Consider the following 26,896-nt stretch of genomic DNA (forward strand, 5'->3'; position numbering starts at 1 on the left):
CTTTCATTTTGAGACGACCTCTTTCTACAACACCTATTAATAATAAAACCCAACATGAGAAAAGTTGCATTAATTACCGGAATCACCGGACAAGATGGCTCTTATCTTGCCGAATTCTTAATAGAAAAAGGATATGAAGTACACGGCATCTTGCGCCGCTCTTCTTCTTTCAATACAGGCAGAATCGAACATTTATACTTGGATGAATGGGTGCGTGACATGAAAAAAAGCCGTCTGGTAAACCTTCATTGGGGAGATATGACGGATTCCAGTTCACTCATCCGCATCATCAGCGACATTCATCCTACAGAAATCTATAATTTGGCAGCGCAAAGCCATGTAAAAGTATCATTCGATGTACCCGAATATACAGCAGAAGCCGATGCTATCGGTACACTTCGCCTGCTGGAAGCTGTACGCATCTGCGGACTAGACAAGACCTGCCGCATTTATCAAGCTTCTACATCAGAACTCTTCGGTAAGGTACAAGAAATACCTCAAAAGGAAACTACACCCTTCTATCCACGTTCACCGTACGGCGTAGCCAAACAATACGGGTTTTGGATCACCAAGAATTACCGCGAAAGTTATGGGATGTTCGCTGTAAACGGTATACTCTTCAACCATGAAAGCGAACGCCGCGGAGAAACATTTGTAACTAGAAAAATCACATTGGCAGCCGCACGTATCAAACAAGGATTCCAAGACAAGTTGTATTTGGGAAACCTTGATGCCAAACGCGACTGGGGATATGCCAAAGACTATGTGGAATGTATGTGGCTTATCCTGCAAAACGAAACACCGGAAGATTTTGTCATTGCTACAGGAGAAATGCATACAGTACGCGAATTCTGTACGTTGACCTTCAAATATCTGGACATTGAACTGGAATGGCAAGGCAGCGGCGTAGATGAAAAAGGCATTGATAAAGCTACCGGACGAGTATTAGTAGAAGTAGACCCGAAATATTTCCGCCCATGTGAGGTAGAACAACTTTTAGGTGACCCGACAAAAGCTAAGACGATGTTAGGATGGAATCCGACCAAGACCTCATTCCCGGAATTGGTACGTATCATGGTAGAACACGATATGCGATTCGTAAAAAAACTGCATCTGAAAGCGGAAATGGATAAAACGGAATAAATTTCATTAAACACAGAGACACCAAGACACCGAGATATTAATCAATGATAAATAAAAAGACTCTGTGTCTTTGTGTCTCTGTGTTCAAATAAACCGATACACAATGTTAGACAAATCAGCAAAAATATATGTGGCAGGACATCACGGATTGGTGGGTTCTGCCATTTGGAACAATCTCCTGCAAAGAGGATATACCAATTTAGTAGGAAAAAGCCACAAAGAATTGGACTTACTGGACGGTGTTGCCGTCAAACGGTTCTTCGATGAAGAACAACCGGAAGCTGTAGTATTGGCAGCTGCCCACGTAGGAGGCATTATGGCTAACCTGCAATACCGTGCCGACTTTATTTACCAAAACTTACAGATACAGCAAAACGTTATTGGTGAAAGTTTCCGTCACGGAGTAAAGAAACTGCTCTTTTTGGGAAGCACGTGTATCTATCCGCGTGAAGCCCCCCAACCGATGAAAGAAGAAGTTCTCCTCACCTCCCCCTTGGAATATACCAACGAGCCGTATGCCATTGCGAAGATAGCCGGTCTGAAAATGTGCGAAAGCTTTAACCTGCAATACGGTACAAATTATATTGCGGTAATGCCAACCAATCTCTACGGTCCGAACGATAATTTCCACTTGGAAAACAGTCATGTCCTTCCGGCAATGATTCGAAAAGTTTATCTAGCCAAATGTCTGAATGAAAATAACTGGAATGCGGTACGCAAAGACATTGATTTACGTCCGGTAGAAGGCGTAAACGGAAGCAACAGCAATGAAGAAATATTAGCAAAACTAGCAAAATTCGGCATTACTCCTGAAGCAGTCACACTTTGGGGAACAGGAAAACCATTGCGCGAATTCCTATGGAGCGAAGAAATGGCAGACGCCAGTGTCCATGTATTATTGAATGTCGATTTCAAAAATACTTATAAAGAAGGAGAAAAAGAAATCCGAAACTGCCACATTAATGTGGGCACAGGCAAGGAATTAAGCATCCGCGAACTTGCCGAGAAGATTGTAAAGGAAATCGGATTCAAAGGTGAATTATGCTGGGATGCATCCAAACCCGATGGTACAATGCGTAAATTGACCGACGTAACCAAACTACACAATCTAGGCTGGCATCACAAGGTAGAAATAGACGAAGGTATCCACAGATTGTATGAATGGTATCTGAAAGGAATTTGTATCAATCATCAGACGGCATAAATGAAGCCTCAAAACTGGTATGCACTGTATGTACGAATGCATCATGAAAAGAAAACGGCACAAACTTTAGAACAAATGGGAATCTCCTATTATCTTCCAATTCAAGAAGTGATAAGACAATGGAGTGACCGAAAGAAAAAAGTACAAGCAGTAGTAATTCCAATGATGATTTTCGTACATACAGACAACACGACTCGCATCAACTTGATGCAACAAATTCCGGCAATCACCGGTACACTGACAGACCGTTGTACACATAGTCCTGCCATTATCCGTGATAGCGATATGGAGCGTTTCCGTTTTATGCTGGACTTTTCAGAACAAACCGTTTCATTTGTTAATGAACCATTGCAAAAAGGAGAAACGGTAGAAGTAATAAAAGGTCCTTTGACCGGACTAAAAGGAGAATTGGTTCAACTGAACGGAAAATCACAAGTAACGGTACGCATCGAACAATTAGGCTGCGCCATTGTAGAAATACCCATAGGTTATCTTGAAAAAGTTAAAGTATAATCATGAAGAAACTATTATCATTACCGCCAAATTTGGTGAATTGTTTCCACGACATCACTTATACTGACCCTGAAGAATGGTTTTGCACTTCAGACCCCATAGGAAGTAAATTGGGCTCGGGAGGAGGCACAGCATGGCTATTGCAAGCCTGCCGAAACGAGGAAAAAAAAGATGCAATGTCTGCTGACCCGAATTACCAGATTACAGCAGACTTAAACGAATGGGTCGGGAGAGAAAAACGCATCTTGCTGCATGCCGGGGGACAAAGCCGCCGGCTTCCAGCCTACGCACCTTCCGGCAAAATCCTTACGCCTATCCCTGTATTCCGCTGGGGACGCGGACAACGGCTGACACAGAATCTGCTTTCACTTCAAATTCCGTTGTATGAGGAAATCATGCAAAAAGCGCCCGAAAGCCTGCATACGCTCATTGCCAGCGGAGATGTATATATCCGTGCTTCAAAAGCACTACAAGACATACCCGAAGCTGATGTCGTATGTTATGGATTGTGGGTAGACCCGGAACTTGCCAAAAATCATGGTGTCTTTGTATCTTCACGTAAAAATCCCGACCAATTAGCCTTTATGCTGCAAAAGCCAAGTGTAGAGAAGTTGGGCGAGCTCATGCAGGATTACCTATTTCTAATGGATATAGGCATTTGGTTACTGAGTGACCGTGCCGTCGATCTGCTTGTAAAACGTTCTGTAGATAACGGCAAACTGAAATTCTATGACCTGTATTCTGATTTTGGACGTGCATTAGGCACACACCCTCAAGTAGAAGACCCGGAATTGAATCAACTTACCGTGGCTATACTTCCTTTACCCGGCGGCGAGTTTCATCATTACGGCACCAGCCGCGAAATGATTTCATCCACGTTAGCCATTCAAAACTGCGTGATAGACCAGCGGATGATTATGCACAAGAAAGTAAAGCCTCATCCTGCTATCTTCATCCAAAACGCGATAACCCATTGTCCGTTGACTGCCGAAAATTCAAATGTATGGATTGAAAACAGCTATATCGGGGCTAAATGGAATTTGCATGCCCAAAATATTCTGACGGGTATTCCCATGAACAATTGGACCTTGAACGTTCCTGAAGGTTGCTGCATTGATATTGTCCCAATTGGCGAAAATGACTATGCTGCACGCCCATACGGATTCAACGATGCATTCAGAGGCGCATTAAATCAGGCAGAAACCCTTTATCAAGGCACATCTATTACAAAATGGCTGACAGACAGAGGACTAAATGCCGAAATGATTGCCCATAACGAAGATTTACAATCTGCCCAGCTCTTCCCGGTTTGCCATTCAACCGAAGAATTGGAAACAGTACTACGCTGGATGATAAATGAGCCGGATTCTGCAAATGGAAAAGAAATATGGAGCAAAGCGAAAAAACTATCGGCAGACGAACTATCGGCAGACGCCAACTTGAAGCGTCTCACACAACAGCGGGAAACGTTTAGGAAAGACGGTTGGACCTCATTATCAAAAAACTACGAACGAAGCGTATTCTATCAGCTGAACCTGCAAGAAGCAGCCGAAGAGTTTGCCCGATTCAACTTGCCTCTTCCCCAACCTCTTCCAGAGTCAACCCCGCTAATAACCCGTATCAGCGATGCGATGTTCCGAGCTAAAGCACTGCAATTACAGGGAGCAAATGCGGAACAAGTCAAACATGAAGAAGACACAGCATTCCGCCTCATGCGGGAAGGACTGACTTCGACCGTAAATCACCGGCAAGCTCCTAGCCTATCAATCTATGCAGACCAAATCGTATGGGGACGAAGCCCGGTACGGATAGACCTTGCCGGAGGCTGGACAGACACGCCTCCCTACAGCCTAATGGAGGGAGGCAATGTAGTAAATATAGCGATTGAACTGAATGGGCAACCGCCTCTCCAAGTCTATGTCAAACCTTCGAAAACATACAATATCACCTTGCGCTCTATTGACTTAGGTGCTATGGAAACGGTTTCCACCTACGATGAATTGCGTACATTCAACCGGGTGGGTTCTCCATTTTCCATTCCGAAAGCGGCATTGGTTCTCGCCGGATTTCATCCGGATTTCTCCATTGAGCATTTCAATACGCTCGAAAAACAGCTTCAATCATTCGGAGCAGGCATCGAAGTGACCTTGCTTTCTGCCATACCTGCAGGTTCGGGATTAGGCACAAGCTCTATTCTGGCTTCAACTGTCTTAGGAGCCATCAATGACTTCTGTGGACTGAACTGGGACAAGCAGGAAATAGGAAGCCGGACGCTAATTTTAGAGCAACTGCTCACCACCGGAGGCGGTTGGCAAGACCAATACGGAGGAGTCTTACAAGGAGTGAAATTACTTCAGACACAACCGGGCTGGAATCAAGAACCAATGGTACGCTGGTTGCCCGAACATCTTTTCACTAACGATGAATACCGGAAATGCCACCTGTTATATTATACGGGCATTACCCGTACCGCTAAAGGCATCTTAGCGGAAATCGTCCGCAGCATGTTCTTAAATTCAACCGAACATCTCCAACTGTTAGGACAAATGAAACAACATGCTCTTGATTTATACGATGCTATCCTGCGCAATAATTTCGAAGAGACCGGAAGACTGATACGCAAGACTTGGAAACAGAACCAACAGCTTGATGCAGGAACTAACCCCGAATCCGTAGCGGCATTGACGCAAAAAGTAGACGACCTCTGCTTAGGCTACAAACTGCCCGGAGCAGGAGGAGGTGGTTATCTGTATATGGTGGCAAAAGACCCGGAAGCAGCCCTTCGCATCCGGAAGATACTCATGCAAAATCCGCCTAACAACCGTGCCCGTTTCGTTGAAATGAGCTTATCAGACAAAGGATTGGAAGTAAGTAGAAGCTAACATTTATGAAACCGAAAACAAAACTCGTACAGACAGCCAATGGGACGAACTACCTCGTTCCATTCGTATTGATAACCACCCTTTTCTTTCTATGGGGATTTGCCCATAGCATTCTTGACGTACTGAACAAGCACTTTCAAGACGCTCTAAGCATCTCGAAAACACATTCGGCACTGATACAAGCCGTTGTTTATGGCGGCTATTTCTTAATGGCAATGCCTGCCGGAGAAATTATCCGGCGTTACGGATACCGGACTGGAGTTATTACAGGACTGATATTGTACGGAATAGGTGCCTTACTGTTTATTCCCGGAGAGCAAATCATGTCTTTCCCTTTTTTCCTATTTTCTCTATTCGTAATCGGATGTGGACTGACTTGTCTGGAAACTGCCGCCAATCCCTATGTTACCGTACTTGGAGAAAAAGAATCGGCAGAACGGCGCATTAATTTAGCACAGTCATTCAACGGATTGGGCTGGATATGCGGTCCGTTGGTGGGCGGCTTGTTCATCTTCACCACCAATAAAGAAGAAAGCAGTGTAGCCATCCCCTACGCCATTATCGGTACACTTGTATTATTGGCTGCAATCCTATTTTCACGCATCCGGTTACCGGAAATCAAGACAGAAGAACCTGTTACCGCTGCACAAACAGCTACAAAACGTTCTTTGTGGAGCCACGGCAACTTTGTATTCGGACTGATTGCCCTCTTCTTCTATGTCGCCGCACAAACAGGAATCAATAGTTTCTTTATTAATTATGTCACCGAACAAACCACTATATCCGCACGCGAAGCGGCACTGTGGCTCTCTTTTGTAGGCATGGGACTATTTATGGCTGGACGCATGACAGGCAGTTGGGTAATGGGATTCGTCCGCTCCGAACGGTTATTGGCTTCCGTAGCTATCGGAGGTATCCTATCCATGATAATAGTCATAGCGGGTCTTGGAAAAATTTCTATAGGAGCCTTTTTCTTCTGCTTCCTTTGCGAGTCTATCATGTTCCCAACGATCTTTGCCCTTGCTATCCGAGGAGTAGGCGAACATACAAAACGGGCTTCATCTTATCTGATTATGAGCATTGTAGGCGGAGCAGTCGCCCCATTAATTATGGGCTATATAGCCGATACCGTAAACACCGCCACCGGCTTTATCGTGCCCTTGATTTGTTTTGCAATCATTACAGTCTTTGCTTTGTATCTGCAAAAACACTAATTTACATATACCTTATTAAAATAAGTTTCAAACAACGTCCGAGCAACTTCCAATTGTTCGGGCGTGTTTTGCTCTACATCTTTCAACTGATAATCCAAACCCATTGCTTCATACTTATGGACTCCCAAGGTATGATAAGGCAGAATCTCTACCCGCTCTATCATCTGATAACCTTCGAAATGTTTGCCCAAAGCCTCTATGTCCTCACGAAAAGCACTATAGCCCGGCACCAATACGTAGCGCAACCAGAAAGGCTTTCCGTTGGCTTCCAGCCATGCTGCAGTCTGCAAAGTCTGCACATTGCTGCGCGAAGTCAACAGGCGATGGCGTTCATCGTTGAACTCTTTCACATCGAGCAACACCAAATCAGCAAGCGTAAACAGTTCCTTCACATTCTCGTTCCAAATGCTTCCGTTCGTATCTACACAAATATGGATACCCGCCTCTTTCAGCATTCGGAACAACGGAATCAATGCCTTCGCCTGCACCGTAGGCTCTCCGCCACTGAACGTGATTCCTCCCTTTTTGCCAAAGAAAGGTTTCTGACTAACCGCCATACGAAGAATCTCTTCAGGAGAAGTTTCCTTGCTTTCCCCTTTACAATCAATGGTATCGGGATTGGCGCAATACAAGCATCTGAAATTGCATCCTTGCAGGAAAACGACAAGCCGGATACCCGGCCCGTCGTATGTACCTAATGACTCGTAAGAATGTACCCTAATCATATAGTATTGTTCTTATCAAACGCAGAGACGCAAAAGCGCAGAGAAATAATTTTAGAGGAAGTAAAAGACACGGAGATTCTAAAATTCAAATTAAGATTATCCACTCTCTTACGTACTTTGCTCCCTTTCTCTAAAATGATTCTTTGCGTTTCTGCGTTTTATTTTAATAATTACATCCGCTCGTGGAAGCTGCGCGAGATAACCTCTAACTGATGCTCACGGCTCAACTTGATGAAGTTTACCGCATAACCGGATACACGGATAGTCAGTTGCGGATATTTCTCCGGATGTTCCATGGCATCTTCTAACATCTCACGGTTTAAAACGTTCACATTCAGATGATGCGCACCTTTCACGAAATAACCGTCCATAAGCGTAACTAAATTTTCAATGCGGCTTTCACGGTCTACCCCTAACGATTTCGGAACAATAGAGAAGGTATTGCTGATACCGTCCTGCGAATCACGGTAACGCAATTTCGCTACTGAACTCAACGAAGCAACCGCACCGTTCTTGTCACGTCCGTGCATCGGATTGGCACCCGGAGCAAAAGCCACACCTTTGGCACGTCCGTCGGGAGTAGCCCCTGTCTTCTTTCCATACATCACATTCGAGGTAATGGTAAGAATAGACAATGTAGGTTTCGCATGCTTATAAACCGGAAGTTTCTTCAATTCTTCATCGAAATAATAAATCAAGTCTACCGCTAAATGGTCTACACGGTCATCATCGTTTCCGAAGCATGGAAACTCGCCCTCGATATCGAAACCTTCGGTCAGACCAATGTCATTGCGGCGTGCTTTCACTTTCGCATATTTGATAGCCGAAAGCGAATCGACCGCAATCGACATGCCCGCTACTCCGTATGCTAAATTGATTTCAGGATTTGTGTCTACAAATGCCATTTGTGCCTTTTCGTAATAATATTTGTCGTGCATGTAGTGAATGATGTTCATCGCATCATTATATACACGCGCCATTTCCTTCAGCACTTTCTTGTAATTGGCAAGCACTTCCTCGAAATTCAGTTCATCGCTGCTCAATACCGGAATACCCTTCACCATTACCGTACCGGTATTTTCGCATCGACCGCCATTGATGGCAAGCAGAAGCGCTTTTGCCAGATTACAACGCGCTCCGAAGAACTGGATATGACGACCTATGTCCTGATAAGACACACAACAAGCGATTCCATAATCGTCCGAACCGCGCACTTCACGCATCAAATCATCGTTTTCATACTGAATAGAAGAAGTATCAATGGAAACCTGCGCACAAAAGTCCTTAAAACCTTCGGGCAATTGAGGGCTCCACAACACCGTTAAGTTCGGTTCGGGAGAAGGACCTAGATTATACAATGTTTGCAAGAAACGGAACGAAGTCTTCGTCACCTTCATCCGTCCGTCATTGAAACGCCCGCCAATAGATTCAGTTACCCAAGTCGGGTCTCCGGCAAAGATATCGGTATATGCCTGCATACGCAAATGGCGCACCATACGCAGTTTAATCACAAACTGGTCTATCAATTCCTGTGCATGAATCTCGTCCAACGTGCCATGTGCCATGTCATATTCAATGTATATATCAAGAAACGAAGATACATTACCCAACGACATTGCCGCACCGTCTTGTTCTTTCACCGCAGCCAGATAAGCCATATATACCCATTGCACGGCTTCTTGAGCGGTTTCTGCCGGACGGCTCAAATCGAGACCGTATTGTTCACCCAATATCTTGATTTCTTTCAAAGCCTTGATCTGTTCTGCCACTTCTTCACGCAGACGAATCCGGTCATCAGTCATCGGGCTGGTCAAATGACGTAAATCATTCTGTTTGGCTTCAATCAGTCTGTCAAGACCATATAAAGCCAAACGGCGGTAATCGCCGATAATGCGTCCACGAGCATAATTATCAGGCAAGCCTGTCAAGAATCCCAACGAACGGAACGAACGGATTTCCTCGGTATAAGCGTCGAACACACCGTCATTATGCGTCTTGCGGTAATGCGTAAAAATATCTTTTACTTTCGGGTCAACTTCCATGCCATTCTCACGACAAGCCTTTTCCACCACTTTAATGCCTCCAAAAGGCTTAATGGCACGGCGCAGTAATTCATCGGTCTGCAAACCGACAATCACTTCATTTTCTTTATCAATATATCCCGGTGCAAACGAAGTAATGGTTGAAACCGTTGAAGGGTCAAGCGAGCGTACACCATTATTGGCACGTTCTTCCGCCAAAGCCTCCAAACACTTATTCCATACAGCTTTCGTACGTTCAGTAGGACCTGTCAGAAAAGAAGCATCGCCTTCATAAGGGGTAATGTTTGTCTTCACGAAATCGGTAACGTTGATTTCATACTTCCAATGTCCTTCTTTGAAATTCATCATACACAAAAAATTTAAGTGGTTTATACTGATTTTAAAAACGAGGTGCAAAGGTACGGAAAATATAGATACGGTACAATACTTTCAATGAATCAGATTCTCAAATTAAACTTATTACAATTCCGAAGTCATTTTTCCTCGTTTATTCCTATAACAATTTAATAATATGATGTGTTCATGGATTTATCAAATTTCCCCGCATCATCGTAACTGTTTTACTATCAAAAAGGTGCGCCTCATCAAGCAGACATAGTTACAAAAAAGTAAGGGAAAAGTTTGCACAAGTCAAAAAGTCAACCTATATTTGCACCGCATTTGAGAGAAAACGCATTTCCAAAGCAAAATCGAAAGACTGGAAGTTTGGGTGAGTGGCTGAAACCAGCAGTTTGCTAAACTGCCGTACGGGTTACCGTACCGGGGGTTCGAATCCCCCAGCTTCCGCTGTTCTTTCAACAAAATAACATGGCGCTTTCGTCTAGTGGCCTAGGACGCGGCCCTCTCACGGCTGAAACACGGGTTCGATTCCCGTATGCGCTACAATCAGTTTACTGGAAGTTTGGGTGAGTGGCTGAAACCAGCAGTTTGCTAAACTGCCGTACGGGTTACCGTACCGGGGGTTCGAATCCCCCAGCTTCCGCAAATTCTAAAACAAAATCAAAATTCAATTCAATTCTTGAATAAAAAATAGCTCATGAAAAGAGAAAACAAAATCTTTCATGAGCTATTTTTTATCAATCATTTTAAAGTTTTTCGTTTGTCAAAACGTCACAATGATGTGCTTGAAGCACTTCCAAACAACGACTTAAATCATTAGGCTTGATAACCACATGTGCCCGGTCGTTTTGAGCAAAAGCGTACATATATTCAATGAAAATCTGTTCTTTTGCCAAATATTCCAAAATAACAGCTAATGACCCTGGCACATTGTCGCAACTTAAGCAGACTACATCGGTAGACATCACTGCAAAATCGTGGGCACGAAGCACCTCTATCGCCTTGTCTACATCTGAAACAATCAAGCGAAGGATACCAAAATCTGCTGTTTCTGCCATACTAAACGCATGCATGTTGATACTACTTGCGCCTAATGTGCGCACTACTTCATTAATACGTCCGGTTTTATTTTCCAAGAAAACCGATAATTGTCTGATTGTCATATATCCAACTAATTAATAGTTAATAATTAACAGTTAATAATCAATAGTTAATGACAAAACGTAAACATCCGCCATTGTTCATTATTCACTATTCATTATTAACTAAATAAGTCCGCTTGTCTATTACCCGTTGCGACTTGCCTTGGCTGCGCTGGATGCTATTCGGCTCCATCAATTTCACATCGGCACTGATAGACAAGACACTCTTTAATTTATCCGACAAAAGCTTCTTCAAATTCAACATCGAAGCGATGTCGTCGCTGAAATAGTCACGCCGCACTTCTACCTGGACTTGCAAGGTGTCGAGGTTGTTCACGCGGTCTACCACCAACATGTAGCGCGGCTCGAACTCTTTCATGCTCAAGATTACGCTTTCCACTTGAGACGGGAATACGTTAATGCCTCGGATAATCAGCATATCGTCGCTGCGTCCCATAATCGGAGTCATCCGCACGCTGGTGCGCCCGCAGGGGCATACGCCGGGCATCAGCGAGGTCAGGTCTTTCGTGCGGTAACGGAGCAAGGGCATGCCTTCCTTGGTGAGGGTGGTGAACACCAGTTCGCCTTGTTGCCCGTAGGGGAGCGGAGCCAACGTGTTCGGGTCGATGATTTCGGGATAGAAATGGTCTTCGTGGATGTGCGAGCCGTTCTGCTCCTGGCACTCGCACGACACGCCCGGCCCCATTATCTCGCTCAAGCCATACAGGTTATACCCTTTCAAGCCCAGGCGTTCCTGAATCTCCTGACGCATGTTCTCGGTCCATGGCTCGGCTCCGAAAGCACCGATGCGGAGGCTCAGCTCGTTTTTATCGATGCCCATCTTGTCTACCGTCTCCGCTAAATAAAGGGCATACGAGGGGGTGCAGGCGATGCCCGTGATGTGCAGGTCGCGAATCAGGCGCACGTGTTTCTCGGTATTGCCCGTAGAGGCGGGTATCACCGTAGCGCCTAAGTTCTCCACGCCGTAATGCGCTCCCAAACCTCCGGTAAACAAGCCGTATCCATAACTTACCGAGAACGTATCTTCACGGGTCACGCCGTATGCCGAAAGGCAACGCGACATCACTTCCGACCATACCGCCAAGTCTTTGCGCGTATATCCTACAATCGTCGGATTGCCCGTTGTGCCCGATGAAGCATGCACCCGCACGACTTCCGATTTGGGGGCAGCCATCAGCCCGTAGGGATAATTGTCGCGCAAGTCTTGCTTGGTGGTGAAAGGCAGTTTCACTATATCGTCGATGCTCCGGATGTCTTCTGGCATCAGGTCCATTTCTTGCATCTTGTGCCGGTAGAAGGGCACATTGTGGTAAACGTAAGCGACTAATTTCTGCAACCGCTTACCTTGCAGCTCGCGCAACTGTTCGCGCGGCATGCATTCTTTGTTGGGATTCCAAATCATGTCATCAGTTAATAATTAATAGTTAATAATTAATAGTGTACAAAACGAGTGTACCTTATCTATTATAATTATTCATTGCTAACTATTCATTGTTACTTATTCATTGTTAACTATCGGGTGGTCCTCATGGAACGCTTTCATCCGCTCTTCCAGTACGGGATAAAGCTCGTCGCGCATCCGCGAGGTGCAGGCACGCACCCCTTGCTGCTCGCTTCCCGTGGTGGAGAGCGAAATGCTGCTCACTCCGTAATACATCAATTCGAGGAGTAATTCGCCTCCCGTCATGCCCGGATAGCCAAGAGTGAAGAAGAAGCCGTCGCCCACCTGACGGGTCACATCGCGGTCGTAGACGATGGTGAAGCCGTTATCGGTGAATATCTTCTTCATCCGGCTGGCACGGCGTTCGTACTCGCGCACGTCTTCCACGAAGTTGATTTCGCCCGATACCGAACGTTCCAGCATCTCCGCCATGCCGTATTGGGTGGTGGCTGTACATCCCGATGTAATCATATACAGGATGGAAGCGATGAACGTGGGGCCGAATACGCCCGAATCTTCGTAGCGTTTTGCCAACGCCGGATATTGCTTGTCGAAAAGCTTATCGGATATGCAAGCCAAGGCAATGCGCTGGCCCGCATAGCTGAATATCTTCGAAGCGGAAAGCATGAGGATGTAATTATCGGTATAGCGCGCCACGGTAGGCACGAAAGGCGGCTGGCAGGGACGCCCGTACTTATGACGGAAATCCATACAGAAATACGCCTGGTCTTCCATCACCACCACGTCATATCGGGTGGCAAGCTCGCCGATAATCTTCAGTTCTTCTTCTTCCAAGCATATCCATGCGGGATTGTTCGGATTGGAATAGACCACGGCTGCAATGTCTCCCTTTGCCATATAGCTTTCTAATTTTGCCCGAAGCGGCTCTCCCCGGAAATCGTGGATGTCGAAATACTCCCACCCGATGCCTAAGATGCGCAACTGGGATTTTTGGATAGGGAAACCCGGGTCGATGAAAAGCACCTTATTCTTCCCCGGAATGCGTTGCGTACAAGCTATAAATGCCCCGAACGAGGCGGATACAGAGCCTGTAGTAGGCACACAGGCACGGGGGGAAATATCGATGTCTATAAACGCTTTCACAAAACGGGACGCAGCCTCTTTGAGTTCGGGCACTCCAGCCGCGGCAGGATATTGCGCTCCCACACCCGCGTCTAACGCCCTTTTCTCGGCTTCGATACCTACCTTATTGGCAGGCAATCCGGGCGACCCTTGATCCATGCGGATGAACGGGATGCCCGTCTGCTCTTCCAAGCGGGAAGCCACCAAAAGCACATCGCCGATGGTGGCGTTTTGCAGGTCGGCCACTTTCATCTCGCGCGCCACGCCCGCCACCTGTTCTTTACTGAATACACTGCTCATAAATCTTTTGTTGATAAAACATAGCACACAGATGACACAGACGGGCACAGAAGAACACGGATTTTTATTTTAATGTGCCAATACGCCAATAAGATTAACACATTAGCACATTATTTATCAGCACATTAAATTTCTGTGTAAAACTGTGTCTTTCTGTGTTATCTGTGTGCCATTAAATTAATACTCACGGTTCAAGTTTTTCACATAATCGCGCCCGATGTCGAAAGCACGGTAGTTCATTTCCACCACCTCTTCCCCTTTCGAGGCAAAGATGCGCCCTATGCTTTCGCGCAAGGCATCGACATCCAATATTTTAAGGAAAGCCGCCGCCGCTCCCAACAAAATGACATTCGCCGAGCGAGGCACATGGTTTTCCTTTGCCAGCCTTTCCACGTCAAGCGAAACCACATGGGGCTGGGCGTTCAATTCATCCGCCAAAGCCCGCTCGTCGGGATAATTGGGGATATTCTTAAACGGCGCGGACGAAGTGATAATCCATCCGTCTTCCGCCAGATAAGGCAAATAACGCAACGCCTCCATCGGCTCCAAGGAAAGAATCATGTCTGCCGTGCCCAAGGCGATGAGGTCGGAAGCGATGGGAGTATCCGAAAGGCGGAGATTGGATTGCACGTCTCCCCCGCGCTGGCTCATCCCGTGCACTTCGGCTTGTTTCAAGGTCAGCCCCATGCGGGTGGCTGCTTCCCCGATGATGGTAGCTATGGACAAGATTCCTTGCCCGCCTACCCCTGAAAGTATGATGTCTGTTTTCATTTCTTCTCGGCTTTTTTCTTTTTCAACTTACGGTTTAATGTCTGTATGCACTCGCGGCGCGGGATAATGACCGACACGCCCCGGTATTCGATTTCCTCGCGGATGACACGGGTAATCTCTTCCATGTTCTTCGGAAGGGGCACCACCACGCGCACGTGTTCAGGCTCTACGCCTAAGCCCAAGCAAATGGCTTCGAACTTATTGGTGCCCGCCGAATCTTGCCCGCCCGTCATGGCGGTGGTCAGGTTGTCCGAGATAACCACGGTGATGTTCGCCTTGTCGTTCACCGCGTCCAGCAATCCCGTCATGCCCGAATGGGTAAAGGTGGAGTCTCCGATGATAGCAATGGCAGGGAATTGCCCGGCATCCGCCGCTCCCTTCGCCATGGTGATGGACGCACCCATATCCACACAACTGTTCAAAGCACGGAAAGGAGGCAACGCGCCCAAGGTGTAACACCCGATGTCGCCGAATATCTTCGCGCCGGGATATTCCGCCGCTACCCGGTTCAGGGCATCGTACACATCCCGGTGCCCGCATCCCACGCACAAGGCAGGCGGACGGGGAACCATGTTCTGAGCCGGAGCATAAACCTCCGCACTGGGAATGCCTAAAGCCGCCTTTACGCTATCGGGAGTCAATTCTCCGGTACGGGGCAAATCTCCGCTCAGGCGTCCTTTCACGATGTATTTCGTCGGGAGCAACCCTTTTAATTGTTCCTCTACGAAGGGCTGGCCGTCTTCTACCACCAGCACCTCCTTGCACGAATCCGCCAAGCGGGTCAATTGCTCCATCGGAAGCGGATATTGCGAGACCTTCACAAGCGGGAACGGACATCCGGCAGGGTAATTCTCCATTACATAATTATATCCGATGCCGCACGCCACGATGCCCCGTTCGGCAATGTCTGCCCCAAGTTCCGCCTTATTAAAAGGAGAAGATTCGGAGAGAGCCAATAATTGAGGTTGCGCAGAAATCACTTCCAAATAACGCCGGCGCGCATTGGCTGGAAGCAACACCCAGTCCGCCGGAACAGATTCCCGTCCCGTACAAGTGACTTCATTGAACTCCGTCTTCACCCGGACCGCCGCGCGCGAATGAGCCAAGCGAGTAACGATACGCATCAGGACGGGAAGTTTTTCCCGTTCCGACAATTCGTATGCATATTCCATCATGTCATACGCCTCTTGTTGCGAGGAAGGTTCGAGGACAGGCACCATGGCAAACTTGCCATAGAAGCGCGAATCTTGCTCGTTTTGAGAAGAATGCATCGTAGGGTCATCCGCCGCCAGCACCACGATTCCTCCGTTAACACCCGTAATTGCCGAATTGACAAACGCATCGGCGCATACATTCATACCTACATGCTTCATACAGACCAATGCCCGCTTGCCCATGTACGACACACCCAAAGCCGCTTCCATAGCGGTCTTCTCGTTCGTGCACCAGCTGCTGTGCAAACCTCTCGCCCGTGCTAAGGGCGAATCCTGTATGTATTCGGTTATCTCGGTCGAGGGAGTCCCCGGATAGGCATATACCCCCGAGATTCCCGCATGAATGGCGCCCAAGGCTATCGCCTGGTCGCCCAATAATAAAAGTTTATCGCTGCTATTCATAATTCTTAAACTTATGTTTTTATGAAACGCAGATTAACGCGGATTTACGCAAAAATTTATTTTTAATTATCATCTGCGAAAATCTGCGTTAATCCGCGTTTTTAAAATCCAACTACATCAACGCAAAGCCATCCGCATCGTCCAATACGGGGAACTTCTTGCGGAACGCTTCCAATTCCTCCATACTAACCGTAGCTTCGGCACATTCCTCGCACCCGTCGGTACATGCCGCAAGCGTATGCCCGTATGGGTCGATAACGGCACTTCCTCCGCAATAATCGCAATACGGGTCTTTCCCCGTACGGTTCACGGCTATCACGTAACACTGGTTCTCGATGGCACGGGCACGGAGCAATGCCTTCCATGCTTCCACGCGCGGTGTGGGCCAGCTTGCCACGTAAAGAATGGCATCGTAATCGCCCCGGTTGCGTGACCAGACGGGGAAACGCAGGTCATAACACACCTCAAGCAAGAAACGCACGCCCCGGAAGCTGGCCACCACACGCTCGTTGCCGGGCGTATAATGCTTATCCTCGCCTCCATACGTAAACAAGTGCTTCTTATTATACCAACGCACCTGCCCGTCAGGGGTCACAAAATAAAAACGATTGTAATACTTTCCTTCTTCTTCAACGGCTATGCTCCCCGCCAAAGCGCAATCTTTTTCCTTAGCTTTCCGCTTCATCCATTGCAGGGTTTCACTATCCGCGGGCTCCGCAACCCCTTCGGGCTGAGTGCAGAATCCGGTAGAAAACATTTCAGGGAAGACATACAGGTCTGCACCTGATTGGGCATCCAACATCTCGTCCAAATGCACCCGGTTTGCCTCCGGATTCGCCCAACAAATATCTGTTTGTAGAATGATTACTTTCATGCTTTTCATATTTAGAAACGCCCAAAGGTAGCAAAATAATCGTTATACCCCAATAATACGAGCAAAATATTACTCTTTCCTCTCATAAAAATTCCAAATTGCACTTTTTTGTATTTCCGTCATCCTTTTTTCTTCTCCCAAATCCTGTCAAAAAGGCAGCCGATTGCTGACAAAAATGCATACGGATTCATCGGCCAACACACTAGGCTTCATCAGCCAACGAACCCTGCTTCATCGGGCATCGAAGCCTAGTGCATTCAGGCACCCACCTATATGCCCAAACCGGAATTAACGGAAATTTTGAACCGACACTTAGAAAAGACGCAAAGATATAGGGCAAGTTTGCAAAAAGTTTTTTATTTTTGTAGCGAAATTGAGTTAATGTATTAACAAATGAACGTATTAGAACTAAGTGAACAGGAGATTATCAGACGCAATAGTCTGAATGAGCTGAGAGCGATGGGCATCAATCCGTACCCTGCTGCCGAGTATGTAACCAATGCATTTTCGACTGACATAAAAGCCGAATTCAAGGAAGACGAGGCAGAACCGCGCAAAGTATCGGTTGCGGGACGTATGATGTCGCGCCGCGTAATGGGTAAGGCTTCTTTCATTGAGTTACAAGACTCCAAAGGACGTATCCAAGTATACATCACCCGCGACGACATTTGTCCGGATGAAAACAAAGACTTATATAATGTAGTGTTCAAACGCCTGCTCGACCTGGGCGACTTCATCGGCATCGAAGGGTTTGTCTTCCGTACCCAAGCGGGAGAAATCTCTATCCACGCCCAGAAGCTGACCGTACTGGCAAAATCGCTTCGCCCGCTCCCGATTGTAAAATACAAAGACGGAGTGGCATACGATAAGTTTGAAGACCCCGAACTGCGTTACCGCCAGCGGTATGTAGACTTGGTGGTAAACGACGGGGTGAAAGACATTTTCCTGCAACGTGCTACGGTAATCCGCACAATCCGCCGCGTGCTCGATGAAGCAGGATATACAGAAGTGGAAACCCCTACTCTGCAAAACATTGCAGGCGGGGCAAGCGCCAAACCCTTCATCACCCACTTCAATGCCCTCGATACCGATATGTATATGCGTATCGCTACCGAACTTTACTTGAAACGGCTCATTGTGGGCGGATTCGAAGGCGTATACGAAATCGGGAAGAACTTCCGAAACGAAGGTATGGACCGCAACCACAATCCGGAATTCACTTGCATGGAATTGTACGTGCAATACAAGGACTACAACTGGATGATGTCGTTCACCGAGAAACTGCTCGAAGCTGTCTGCATCGCCGTAAACGGCAAGCCCGAACGCGAAATCGACGGCACCGTTATCAGTTTCAAGGCTCCTTACAGACGTCTCCCGATTCTGGATGCCATCAAGGAAAAGACCGGTTATGACCTCAACGGCATGGACGAGGCACAAATCCGCGAAGTATGCCAAAAGCTGGGTATGGAAATCGACGACACCATGGGCAAAGGCAAGCTGATAGACGAAATCTTCGGCGAGTTCTGCGAAGGCACGTTCATCCAGCCTACATTCATCACCGACTATCCTGTAGAGATGTCGCCGCTCACCAAGATGCATCGCTCGAAACCCGGACTGACCGAACGTTTCGAACTAATGGTAAACGGAAAAGAGCTGGCAAATGCCTACTCGGAATTAAACGACCCGATAGACCAGGAAGAACGCTTCAAAGAACAGATGCGCTTAGCTGATAAAGGCGATGATGAAGCGATGATTATCGACCAAGACTTCTTGCGTGCCCTGCAATACGGTATGCCTCCGACCAGCGGAATCGGCATCGGTATCGACCGTCTGGTAATGCTTATGACGGGCAAGACTTACATTCAGGAGGTATTGTTCTTCCCGCAGATGCGCCCCGAAAAGGTAACACCGAAAGACAACGCATCGAAGTATATGGAACTGGGCATCCCCGAAGAATGGGTTCCCCTCATTCAAAAAGCAGGGTATAATTTGGTTTCAGACATGAAAGAAGTCAACCCGCAGAAACTGCACATGGATATTTGCGGGGTGAACAAGAAATATAAATTGGGACTGACCAATCCGAGTGTTGACGAAGTCACAACATGGATAAGTAAAATCATGTAAGTAAAAAGCAGACATGAAATTACCCGGGAAAATAGCAATCATGGGTGGAGGAAGCTGGGCTACGGCTATCGCAAAGATTGTGCTTGCCCAAGCCGGAACAATAAACTGGTATATGCGCCGAGACGACCGCATTGAAGACTTCAAGCGGCTCGGGCATAATCCGGCTTATTTGACCAGCGTGCGCTTCAACATCAAATGCATCAACTTTTCATCGGATATAAATAAAGTAGTAAGAGAATCGGATACGTTGATTTTCGTCACTCCCTCGCCTTACCTGAAATCACACTTGAAAAAGCTGAAGACCAAGCTGAAAGACAAATTCATCGTAACGGCTATCAAAGGAATCGTACCCGATGAGAACATGATTATATCCGATTATTTCCACAAGATGTATGATGTGCCCGAAGACAATATTGCCGTACTTGCCGGTCCGTGCCATGCGGAAGAAGTGGCATTGGAACGCCTCTCCTACCTTACCGTAGGATGCAAAGACATCGAAAAGGCAAAAATGTTTGCCCGCCAACTGTCCGGACAATACATCAAGACTTCGGTCAATACGGACGTAGCAGGCATTGAATATGCTTCGGTTTTGAAAAACGTATATGCCATAGCGGCAGGGATTTGCAGCGGTCTGAAGTATGGAGATAATTTCCAGGCAGTATTGGTATCAAATGCCTTACAAGAAATGAACCGCTTTCTAAACACGGTACATCCGGTAGACAGATGCACAAATGACTCCGCTTATTTGGGCGACCTGCTGGTTACCTCCTATTCTAACTTCAGCCGTAACCGTGTGTTCGGCACGATGATAGGGAAAGGATACTCTGTAAAAAGTGCACAGATTGAAATGGAAATGATTGCCGAAGGCTATTACGGCACCAAGTGTATCAAAGAACTGAACAAACACTTGCATGTGAACATGCCGATAGTCGATGCCGTCTATAACATTCTGTACGAACGGATTTCCCCCATGATTGAGATTAAACTACTGACTGATTCATTCAGATAAATACATATATTATTATGGAAAATATCAAACTTAACATCGAAAAGACTTTAGGATTTATTTCTAAAGAGAAATTGGCATCTTACGAACCCAAAGTAAGAGCTTGTATGGAAACTTTGGAAAAAGGCACCGGCCTTGGAAACGATTTCTTAGGATGGCTGCACTTGCCTTCTTCTATTACTCAAGAACACCTGAATGACTTGAAAGCTACGGCTCAGGTATTGCGTGAAAATTGTGAAGTGGTAGTTGTTGCCGGTATTGGCGGAAGCTATTTAGGTGCCCGTGCCGTTATCGAAGCAATGTCTGACAGTTTTGCATGGCTAAAGGAGAAAAAAGCAGGACAACCTGTTATCTTGTTTGCCGGACATAACATCGGAGAAGATTATCTGTACGAGCTGACCACCTACCTGCAAGATAAAAAGTTTGGTATCATCAATATCTCCAAATCAGGAACGACAACCGAAACTGCTCTTGCTTTCCGTCTGCTGAAAGAACAATGCGAAAGACAACGCGGTAAAGAAATGGCACGCAAAGTTATTGTTGCCGTAACAGACGCCAAGAAAGGCGCAGCCCGCACTACCGCCGACAAGGAAGGATACAAATCATTTATCATTCCAGACAATGTAGGAGGACGTTTCTCTGTACTGACTCCGGTAGGCCTGCTCCCCATTGCCGTTGCCGGATTTGATATCGAGCAATTAGTAAACGGCGCACGTGAAATGGAAAAAGTATGCGCTAATGAGAACCTGATGGAAAACCCGTCTGCCCTCTATGCTGCTACCCGCAACGAATTGTATCAAAACGGAAAGAAAATCGAAATCCTAGTCAACTTCCAACCCAAACTCCATTATTTCATGGAATGGTGGAAACAGCTGTATGGCGAATCGGAAGGAAAAGACAATAAAGGCATTTACCCCAGCTCGGTAGACTTCTCTACAGATTTGCACTCAATGGGCCAATGGATTCAAGAAGGCGAACGTACTATTTATGAAACCGTGGTATCTATCGAAACTCCGAACCATGAATTGAAAGTGCCTACCGATGCAGAGAACTTGGACGGTTTGAATTTCCTTGCCGGAAAACGCATTGACGAAGTCAATAAGATGGCTGAATTAGGAACTCAACTGGCACACGTAGACGGAGGAGTACCCAATATGCGTATCAGTGTTCCGAAACTGGATGAATTCTATTTGGGAGAATTGATTTATTTCTTCGAGAAAGCCTGCGGTATCAGCGGTTATCTGCTCGAAGTCAATCCGTTCAATCAACCGGGTGTAGAAGCTTATAAGAAGAATATGTTCGCCCTGTTGAACAAACCGGGATACGAAGCTGAATCTAAAGCCATCCAAGCTCGTTTGAACCAATAAGCCTATGTTCGAAGAAGCTATTTGTTCTTATCTGCAAACACATCGCTTCGAGTCACTCAACCTGAAAGCTGTTCTATTCGACATGGACGGCGTATTATTTGATTCGATGAAGAATCATGCGGCAGCGTGGCACGAAGCGATGAAACGTTACAACCTGCAAATGACTCCAGAAGAAGCTTATTTGCACGAAGGACGTACAGGAGCAGATACTATCAATATCATAAGCACCCGCCAACGGAAAACAGAAGCGACAGCAGAAGAAATTGAAAAAATCTACCAGACAAAATCCGAGATTTTCAATACTTTGCCCAAAGCAGAACGTATGCCGGGTGCATACGAATTATTACAAAAAATAAAAGCAGAAGGATTAACTCCAGTCATTGTAACAGGTTCAGGACAAAAATCATTATTGGAACGTCTAAACAAAAACTTTCCAGGCATTTTCAAACCTGAATTAATGGTGACGGCTTTTGACGTTAAACATGGAAAGCCCAATCCAGAACCTTATTTGATGGGACTTCAGAAAGCAGGAGTAAAAGCCAATGAAGCAATTGTTGTAGAAAATGCTCCATTAGGAGTAAAAGCAGGAGTTGCAGCAGGCATTTTTACAGTAGCTGTAAATACCGGTCCCTTACCTGATGAGGTCTTAAAACAGGCAGGAGCCAACCTTCTTTTCCCTTCAATGATGAATTTCAATAATAATTGGGCAAGTTTTTATCATGTAATCAAATAAAAGTCGTATCTTTGCAACATAGCATTTACAATTGCTTATACTAACACTAACAAATTCAAATTGGATATTGAAAAGACTGCTTCGTGAGAAGCGGTCTTTTTTATTACATCACAACTTATAAAAAGACAAACAGTCAAGCATGCCTTTTGATGAACATAAGTGAGTTGGCCGTTTCACATAAGTAACTCGGGCGTTTAACATAAGTGAGTCAGCCTTATCACTTATGTTCATCTTTTCTCTGTATTGCCTATGTGTCTTATCGGACACCAATATAAGATTATTAATCTTACACCAGACAAGGTTATCTGTGCTGGATCGTGATATCAACCAAACGCACAAATCCATACTACACATCGTATAATTGTAATGAAAATAAACAACCGTCCCTACGGTCATTTGTAAAATTTGTAAAATACGGTCATTCAGCTAAAATTATTCCGTGTTGTGCCTTGATGTGGCATATCTTCCTTCTAACTTTGCCTGCGTATCTAAAAAGAAATGCTTATGAACGGAATGTACCCAAACCGGATAACCCTCTACTTGCGCACCACCAACTGGACCATGGGATATTGTCTACACCTCAAGTCGTTCAATCTGTCCCGTTGCCTATCCCTTTGGAAATTGGATTGCAGCTTATGTACATCGCTCGCCCGACTGGGAGTGAACAAACGCTCTTCCCTACGTGAAATGGACTACGAAAATACAGCGTGCGCCAGAAAAGGGAAAAACACCAGCTCCATATCACACAACAAATGGAGGGCGTATATCCCTTATTTGAATGATGACTGAAAAAACACCTAAAAAGCACAAGCAGCCCATGATATATCTGCCGTTTATCTTTGGCGTTCTAAAAAAATTTCGTAGTTTTGTAGAAATTACAAAGCTAAGAAAACAACGCAACGATAGATTAAAAGACATATTACATAACTTGCTGGCATATTATCAGACCTGGTTAAATCTGGAAAATTTACAAATGGAGTCTACGATAATAAGTCAAAGCCTGTTCTGTATCCTTCACCGAAGGACATGGACTGCTTTTTCTTATTCCGACTCCAAGGTTTTTCCAGAACCCAACCAGACGAATGAGAAAAATATAAGGACATGTCCTTTTTTTTATTCCTATGCAATACATTGGCATACCGTCTGCTTAATTTTGCCACATCTAAACAATTGAAAAAGTTAAACCTAAAACACTGATCCACTATGTCAAAAGTATTCCAAATCATTCCCAAACACACCAAACGGGTGAACGGAACCACCCTCACCCCGGAAATGACAATTATCGTCACTACCCAATCGCACACTACAACTCCTTTCTACAACGGTGCGAAAGAAGTACAAGAAGCCTACATGCGCCTATATGGTTTCGACTATAAGAAAGCCTGCTGCTCGGCAGACGATTTTGATTTCAAAAAACTGGACTAACCTTTACTACAAAGACTATGGACAACAACCGGATTTATCAGAAGATATACGACATTGCCAGCCAACTGCTGAAAGAAAATGCCGTCTATACACGTGCCGACCTGGCATACGAATTACAGGATTTCGGTATCAAAGCGGATTCGTTCGAAATAGGTATGCTGGTATGGAAAGCCTACAAATATTTCAACGACAACGAAGCCATCCGGCACTCTTTCTACGATAATGAAAAGAAAGACCCGCTGGTAGACGAATACCGGACAGATTATCTGATAGAGACGAATGACAACACTTCGCTCTTCCCTTTGCTCCAGCAAAAGTTGGCCAAGGGAAATCAGGCGTTGAACCAATTGGAAAACATTGTAACGCAAACCTTGCGGGAACAAACCGTTAGCGGAAGTATCGGTGCGCTCAATACCCTTACGGGCACACAGGGGGTTGTTAAAGTAAAAAACGAAGCTACCGCCGTATTCAACCTTTACTCGGAATTGGTCGGCAACTATGATGATGCCAAGCATCAAATCCAAGCAGTCACGACCGACTTTGTAAAACTGCGGGGACAAATCTGCGATACATACCGCCAATATGCCCTTGTACTGACCGATGCCTTCGGCGATTCCATCAAAACGGTCAGTCCCAAACTGTTCGACTTCGATTCCATCGAATGGCTTGACGTACACGGGATGCTGCAAAACGTAAAGTTAGACTACGACAAGATAAACGAAAAATGTTCCACTCTGATGAGCAGCATTACCGATAGTTTTGCCCAATCACTGAAAACGGCAAGCCAATCGTATAAAGCAGCGGGCAGCAAGCAAATCGGGCTGGTACTCGCCGGGCTTAACATGGTGTCGCACTACATCGATGCCGGACAGAAAACCGCCGAATTGAAACAAGACCTGCTCACGTTGAAAAACAGCGTGAAACATGATGTAACCCTCATCAAAGGAGACATGGGAAGGCTATTCGTCATTTACAAAACCCTGAACGACCTGTACATCCCGCAAGCCGAAGCCTTCTGCCGGTTCAGCAAACAGGTCCTTTCAGGCGAATGGCAACAATTGACCCAAGCCCTCTATGCCGATACGGATATACAATCGCTAAAAGAAGAAAGAGACGAAGCACTCGAATCTTATAAAACCCTTGAACGGGAAATGACCGACGAGCAACTGAACATCGACTATTACACTACCCGTATCGAGGAATGCCGCCAACTGTTAGACGGAATGCAAACCCAATGCCAACAAGCCCAAGCAAGCAAACCCAAAAAACCGTTCTTCTTGACCAACCTGCTCACATTGGGCTCCGCCAAGCAAAAATACAACCGGAACATCTACGACTGGAATCAAGCCTGTGCGCCTGTCATTTCCCAATACGAAGAAATGCAGACCGATATGAAATTGGATAGTGACGAACTGGAACAACTCCAACAACACTTGAACGAAAACAAACGGACGCATCAGCTGCTGAAAGAAAAACTGCATCGCCTCAACCGGGAAATAATGAACAATATAAACGTAAGCCCCGCCCTGCAAATGAAGCTGCTGCCCCACTTGGAATCAATGGTCAAGCTGTTGCGCATTGCCAGAGAAATAGCAAACAGCAAATTAGATAACAAATTGGTAAAAACCGTATCTATCACCCGGCAAAATACCGAACTGCCCCAAGAATTGAAACAAAATCTTCAGCTTTTCGCTGATACCCTAAGAGAACATGCGTCTATTGATTATGAAACAGCTAAAAATTCCTTCTATGCCGTATCAGACGAATACCCGACCGACTCCAGACAATCAACTTCAGACGGAAATGTGACCGAAGCAGATTTCGCACAATTATCGGATGCAGAAAATACAGCGATACAAAACACGGTAAACCTGCTCGAATCGTGGAGCCGACTGAAAGCGATGCAAGAGCAAAGCGCAATAGCCCATCAGACATACGACAAGGAATTGGAAAAACTTCAGGAAGCATTCCGAAACAACTTAGCCGACATTGATAACCGAGGTGTTATCTTGCGCGAAAGCCTGAAGAAAATCAATACCGCCACCAGCGAAGAAGAGCTGAAAGAAGGCTTATTATCGCTGGCACAAAAAGAAGGCGAATCCTTCAGCAAAGAAGAATGGAACGAATTTTTAAACGGAACTAAAACCATCGAACTATGAGCGAACTGCAAAGCAACCGGAGACGTCAGGCTCAAAAAGAACTGGGCCTGACCGATGAACACGAACAGGCACAGATAGAACGTGCCATGAAGCAAGAAGAAGAACGGAAAAAGAAAAAAGAACTGAGACGCATGGAGATAGAAGAATCCTCTTCCTACCGCGCCACCCAGACCATAGCCAAATGGATGGACAAGTATTTCATCGACCCGATACTGGGCTTCATCCTGCCTGCCGGGACCGGAGATGCCTTGACCTCCCTATTCGTAATACCATATATTTATGTCGCAGCCTGCAAGGTACGTTCGCTCCCGCTGACCTTAGCTGTGATATTCAACGTGCTCCGTGATGTAGCTATCGGACTGATACCGTTATGGATTGGCGACATCGTAGATGTATTCAACCGATCCTACGTACAAAACGCCCGGCTGATTGTAGGCTTCGTAGAAGATGACAAAGAAATTATTGAGGAAGTAAACCGGAAAGCCTTTTGGACGGGAGTGCTTATCCTCATTTTCTGTGCTATCATCTACCTGCTGGTCAGGCTTGCCGTACAAATTGTAGAATGGATAGGAAGCTTTTTCTAATTTAAGAAGTTGTTTTGAATTTATCGTGCGATGAATTCCCTTCTACCTTCTGTTAAAAAATATAAAACCTATTGTGACATAAGAAGCTGTTTTGATTTCATTCGATAAATCTGTTAAGCATGATTTGGATGAATGCAATCTGTACCATAGCTTCTGCGGTTTCAGCAAGGAATTCATAATCGATGGTC

Annotated in this window: 21 protein-coding genes and 3 tRNA genes; 16 read left to right on the forward strand and 8 right to left on the reverse strand. The window is 45.9% G+C overall.

Going from position 1 to position 26,896, the window contains the following annotated elements; all coding sequences use genetic code 11:
- Positions 1 to 54: 54 nt before the first annotated feature.
- The 5 genes from gmd to B5F91_RS12345 all read left to right on the forward strand — a co-directional run bounded on the left by gmd (position 55) and on the right by B5F91_RS12345 (position 6,956).
- Positions 55 to 1,143: a GDP-mannose 4,6-dehydratase gene (gene gmd, locus B5F91_RS12325; RefSeq protein ID WP_087429376.1), complete on the forward strand. Its 1,089-nt coding sequence runs from the start codon at positions 55 to 57 to the stop codon at positions 1,141 to 1,143.
- A gap of 103 nt (positions 1,144 to 1,246) precedes the next feature.
- A complete protein-coding gene (locus B5F91_RS12330; protein WP_087429377.1) occupies positions 1,247 to 2,347 on the forward strand; it encodes a GDP-L-fucose synthase in 1,101 nt (366 codons plus the stop codon).
- On the forward strand, positions 2,348 to 2,860 hold the full coding sequence (locus tag B5F91_RS12335; protein ID WP_087429378.1) for a UpxY family transcription antiterminator: 513 nt from the start codon (positions 2,348 to 2,350) through the stop codon (positions 2,858 to 2,860). It begins immediately after the preceding gene.
- Between the two features lie 2 nt (positions 2,861 to 2,862).
- Positions 2,863 to 5,742 carry a bifunctional fucokinase/fucose-1-phosphate guanylyltransferase gene (locus B5F91_RS12340; RefSeq protein ID WP_087429379.1) on the forward strand — a complete coding sequence of 960 codons (2,880 nt, stop codon included), beginning with the start codon at positions 2,863 to 2,865 and terminating at the stop codon, positions 5,740 to 5,742.
- A 5-nt stretch (positions 5,743 to 5,747) separates the two neighbouring features.
- Complete coding sequence (locus B5F91_RS12345) at positions 5,748 to 6,956, forward strand: sugar MFS transporter (RefSeq protein ID WP_087429380.1); 1,209 nt, start codon at positions 5,748 to 5,750, stop codon at positions 6,954 to 6,956.
- Here the strand turns inward: B5F91_RS12345 and pflA are convergent.
- Positions 6,953 to 7,681, reverse strand: a complete 729-nt coding sequence (gene pflA / locus B5F91_RS12350; protein WP_087429381.1) for a pyruvate formate-lyase-activating protein — start codon at positions 7,679 to 7,681, stop codon at positions 6,953 to 6,955. The genes B5F91_RS12345 and pflA overlap by 4 nt on opposite strands.
- Before the next feature lie 170 nt (positions 7,682 to 7,851).
- Entirely contained in the window at positions 7,852 to 10,068 is a 2,217-nt protein-coding gene (pflB, locus tag B5F91_RS12355; RefSeq protein WP_087429397.1) for a formate C-acetyltransferase, read from the reverse strand.
- A 354-nt stretch (positions 10,069 to 10,422) separates the two neighbouring features.
- Here pflB and B5F91_RS12360 point away from each other — a divergent pair.
- The 3 genes from B5F91_RS12360 (at position 10,423) to B5F91_RS12370 (ending at position 10,705) form a co-directional block, all read left to right on the forward strand.
- A tRNA-Ser gene (locus tag B5F91_RS12360) sits at positions 10,423 to 10,509 on the forward strand.
- A 23-nt stretch (positions 10,510 to 10,532) separates the two neighbouring features.
- Positions 10,533 to 10,605: transfer RNA gene (locus tag B5F91_RS12365), tRNA-Glu, on the forward strand.
- 13 nt (positions 10,606 to 10,618) lie between these two features.
- Positions 10,619 to 10,705 (forward strand) — tRNA-Ser (locus tag B5F91_RS12370).
- Between the two features lie 103 nt (positions 10,706 to 10,808).
- Here the strand turns inward: B5F91_RS12370 and B5F91_RS12375 are convergent.
- The 6 genes from B5F91_RS12375 to B5F91_RS12400 form a co-directional block, all read right to left on the reverse strand.
- Positions 10,809 to 11,225, reverse strand: a complete 417-nt coding sequence (locus tag B5F91_RS12375; protein WP_087429382.1) for an amino acid-binding protein — start codon at positions 11,223 to 11,225, stop codon at positions 10,809 to 10,811.
- 88 nt (positions 11,226 to 11,313) lie between these two features.
- Positions 11,314 to 12,627 (reverse strand): phenylacetate--CoA ligase, encoded by a 1,314-nt coding sequence (locus tag B5F91_RS12380; protein ID WP_087429383.1) that lies wholly within the window; start codon positions 12,625 to 12,627, stop codon positions 11,314 to 11,316.
- A gap of 96 nt (positions 12,628 to 12,723) precedes the next feature.
- Complete coding sequence (locus B5F91_RS12385; protein WP_087429384.1) at positions 12,724 to 14,049, reverse strand: pyridoxal phosphate-dependent aminotransferase; 1,326 nt, start codon at positions 14,047 to 14,049, stop codon at positions 12,724 to 12,726.
- A gap of 177 nt (positions 14,050 to 14,226) precedes the next feature.
- A complete protein-coding gene (locus tag B5F91_RS12390; RefSeq protein ID WP_087429385.1) occupies positions 14,227 to 14,820 on the reverse strand; it encodes an indolepyruvate oxidoreductase subunit beta in 594 nt (197 codons plus the stop codon).
- On the reverse strand, positions 14,817 to 16,436 hold the full coding sequence (locus B5F91_RS12395) for an indolepyruvate ferredoxin oxidoreductase subunit alpha (protein WP_087429386.1): 1,620 nt from the start codon (positions 16,434 to 16,436) through the stop codon (positions 14,817 to 14,819). The genes B5F91_RS12390 and B5F91_RS12395 overlap by 4 nt, the downstream gene beginning before the upstream one ends.
- Before the next feature lie 112 nt (positions 16,437 to 16,548).
- Entirely contained in the window at positions 16,549 to 17,310 is a 762-nt protein-coding gene (locus B5F91_RS12400; protein ID WP_087429398.1) for an amidohydrolase, read from the reverse strand.
- 393 nt (positions 17,311 to 17,703) lie between these two features.
- Here B5F91_RS12400 and lysS point away from each other — a divergent pair, with 393 nt between their 5' ends.
- From lysS to B5F91_RS12440, 8 genes are all read left to right on the forward strand, one after another.
- Positions 17,704 to 19,434: a lysine--tRNA ligase gene (gene lysS, locus B5F91_RS12405; RefSeq protein ID WP_087429387.1), complete on the forward strand. Its 1,731-nt coding sequence runs from the start codon at positions 17,704 to 17,706 to the stop codon at positions 19,432 to 19,434.
- A gap of 13 nt (positions 19,435 to 19,447) precedes the next feature.
- A complete protein-coding gene (locus B5F91_RS12410) occupies positions 19,448 to 20,443 on the forward strand; it encodes an NAD(P)H-dependent glycerol-3-phosphate dehydrogenase (RefSeq protein ID WP_087429388.1) in 996 nt (331 codons plus the stop codon).
- 14 nt (positions 20,444 to 20,457) lie between these two features.
- Positions 20,458 to 21,807 carry a glucose-6-phosphate isomerase gene (locus B5F91_RS12415; protein ID WP_087429389.1) on the forward strand — a complete coding sequence of 450 codons (1,350 nt, stop codon included), beginning with the start codon at positions 20,458 to 20,460 and terminating at the stop codon, positions 21,805 to 21,807.
- A 4-nt stretch (positions 21,808 to 21,811) separates the two neighbouring features.
- Positions 21,812 to 22,540 carry an HAD-IA family hydrolase gene (locus B5F91_RS12420; RefSeq protein ID WP_087429390.1) on the forward strand — a complete coding sequence of 243 codons (729 nt, stop codon included), beginning with the start codon at positions 21,812 to 21,814 and terminating at the stop codon, positions 22,538 to 22,540.
- Between the two features lie 504 nt (positions 22,541 to 23,044).
- Positions 23,045 to 23,329 carry a hypothetical protein gene (locus B5F91_RS14995; RefSeq protein WP_144025117.1) on the forward strand — a complete coding sequence of 95 codons (285 nt, stop codon included), beginning with the start codon at positions 23,045 to 23,047 and terminating at the stop codon, positions 23,327 to 23,329.
- 414 nt (positions 23,330 to 23,743) lie between these two features.
- Positions 23,744 to 23,965: a DUF6140 family protein gene (locus tag B5F91_RS12430; RefSeq protein WP_087429392.1), complete on the forward strand. Its 222-nt coding sequence runs from the start codon at positions 23,744 to 23,746 to the stop codon at positions 23,963 to 23,965.
- 17 nt (positions 23,966 to 23,982) lie between these two features.
- Positions 23,983 to 26,124 carry a hypothetical protein gene (locus tag B5F91_RS12435; RefSeq protein WP_087429393.1) on the forward strand — a complete coding sequence of 714 codons (2,142 nt, stop codon included), beginning with the start codon at positions 23,983 to 23,985 and terminating at the stop codon, positions 26,122 to 26,124.
- Positions 26,121 to 26,708, forward strand: coding sequence for a DUF4112 domain-containing protein (locus B5F91_RS12440; protein ID WP_087429394.1), 588 nt, complete (start codon positions 26,121 to 26,123; stop codon positions 26,706 to 26,708). Before B5F91_RS12435 ends, B5F91_RS12440 begins: the two co-directional genes overlap by 4 nt.
- Positions 26,709 to 26,896 lie beyond the last annotated feature (188 nt).

The organism is Bacteroides sp. An322, from assembly GCF_002161765.1.
Taxonomy (GTDB): domain Bacteria; phylum Bacteroidota; class Bacteroidia; order Bacteroidales; family Bacteroidaceae; genus Phocaeicola; species Phocaeicola merdavium.

Bases quoted from the DNA above. Each gene is read 5' to 3' on its own strand.
- B5F91_RS12390 (WP_087429385.1), bottom strand. From the start codon at position 14,820: ATGAAAACAGACATCATACTTTCAGGGGTAGGCGGGCAAGGAATCTTG.
- B5F91_RS12400 (WP_087429398.1), bottom strand. From the start codon at position 17,310: ATGAAAGTAATCATTCTACAAACAGATATTTGTTGGGCGAATCCGGAG.
- B5F91_RS12420 (WP_087429390.1), top strand. From the start codon at position 21,812: ATGTTCGAAGAAGCTATTTGTTCTTATCTGCAAACACATCGCTTCGAG.
- B5F91_RS12435 (WP_087429393.1), top strand. From the start codon at position 23,983: ATGGACAACAACCGGATTTATCAGAAGATATACGACATTGCCAGCCAA.
- B5F91_RS12415 (WP_087429389.1), top strand. From the start codon at position 20,458: ATGGAAAATATCAAACTTAACATCGAAAAGACTTTAGGATTTATTTCT.
- lysS (WP_087429387.1), top strand. From the start codon at position 17,704: ATGAACGTATTAGAACTAAGTGAACAGGAGATTATCAGACGCAATAGT.
- B5F91_RS12440 (WP_087429394.1), top strand. From the start codon at position 26,121: ATGAGCGAACTGCAAAGCAACCGGAGACGTCAGGCTCAAAAAGAACTG.
- B5F91_RS14995 (WP_144025117.1), top strand. From the start codon at position 23,045: ATGAACGGAATGTACCCAAACCGGATAACCCTCTACTTGCGCACCACC.
- B5F91_RS12330 (WP_087429377.1), top strand. From the start codon at position 1,247: ATGTTAGACAAATCAGCAAAAATATATGTGGCAGGACATCACGGATTG.
- B5F91_RS12430 (WP_087429392.1), top strand. From the start codon at position 23,744: ATGTCAAAAGTATTCCAAATCATTCCCAAACACACCAAACGGGTGAAC.
- B5F91_RS12340 (WP_087429379.1), top strand. From the start codon at position 2,863: ATGAAGAAACTATTATCATTACCGCCAAATTTGGTGAATTGTTTCCAC.
- gmd (WP_087429376.1), top strand. From the start codon at position 55: ATGAGAAAAGTTGCATTAATTACCGGAATCACCGGACAAGATGGCTCT.
- B5F91_RS12385 (WP_087429384.1), bottom strand. From the start codon at position 14,049: ATGAGCAGTGTATTCAGTAAAGAACAGGTGGCGGGCGTGGCGCGCGAG.
- pflB (WP_087429397.1), bottom strand. From the start codon at position 10,068: ATGAATTTCAAAGAAGGACATTGGAAGTATGAAATCAACGTTACCGAT.
- pflA (WP_087429381.1), bottom strand. From the start codon at position 7,681: ATGATTAGGGTACATTCTTACGAGTCATTAGGTACATACGACGGGCCG.
- B5F91_RS12395 (WP_087429386.1), bottom strand. From the start codon at position 16,436: ATGAATAGCAGCGATAAACTTTTATTATTGGGCGACCAGGCGATAGCC.
- B5F91_RS12380 (WP_087429383.1), bottom strand. From the start codon at position 12,627: ATGATTTGGAATCCCAACAAAGAATGCATGCCGCGCGAACAGTTGCGC.
- B5F91_RS12345 (WP_087429380.1), top strand. From the start codon at position 5,748: ATGAAACCGAAAACAAAACTCGTACAGACAGCCAATGGGACGAACTAC.
- B5F91_RS12375 (WP_087429382.1), bottom strand. From the start codon at position 11,225: ATGACAATCAGACAATTATCGGTTTTCTTGGAAAATAAAACCGGACGT.
- B5F91_RS12410 (WP_087429388.1), top strand. From the start codon at position 19,448: ATGAAATTACCCGGGAAAATAGCAATCATGGGTGGAGGAAGCTGGGCT.
- B5F91_RS12335 (WP_087429378.1), top strand. From the start codon at position 2,348: ATGAAGCCTCAAAACTGGTATGCACTGTATGTACGAATGCATCATGAA.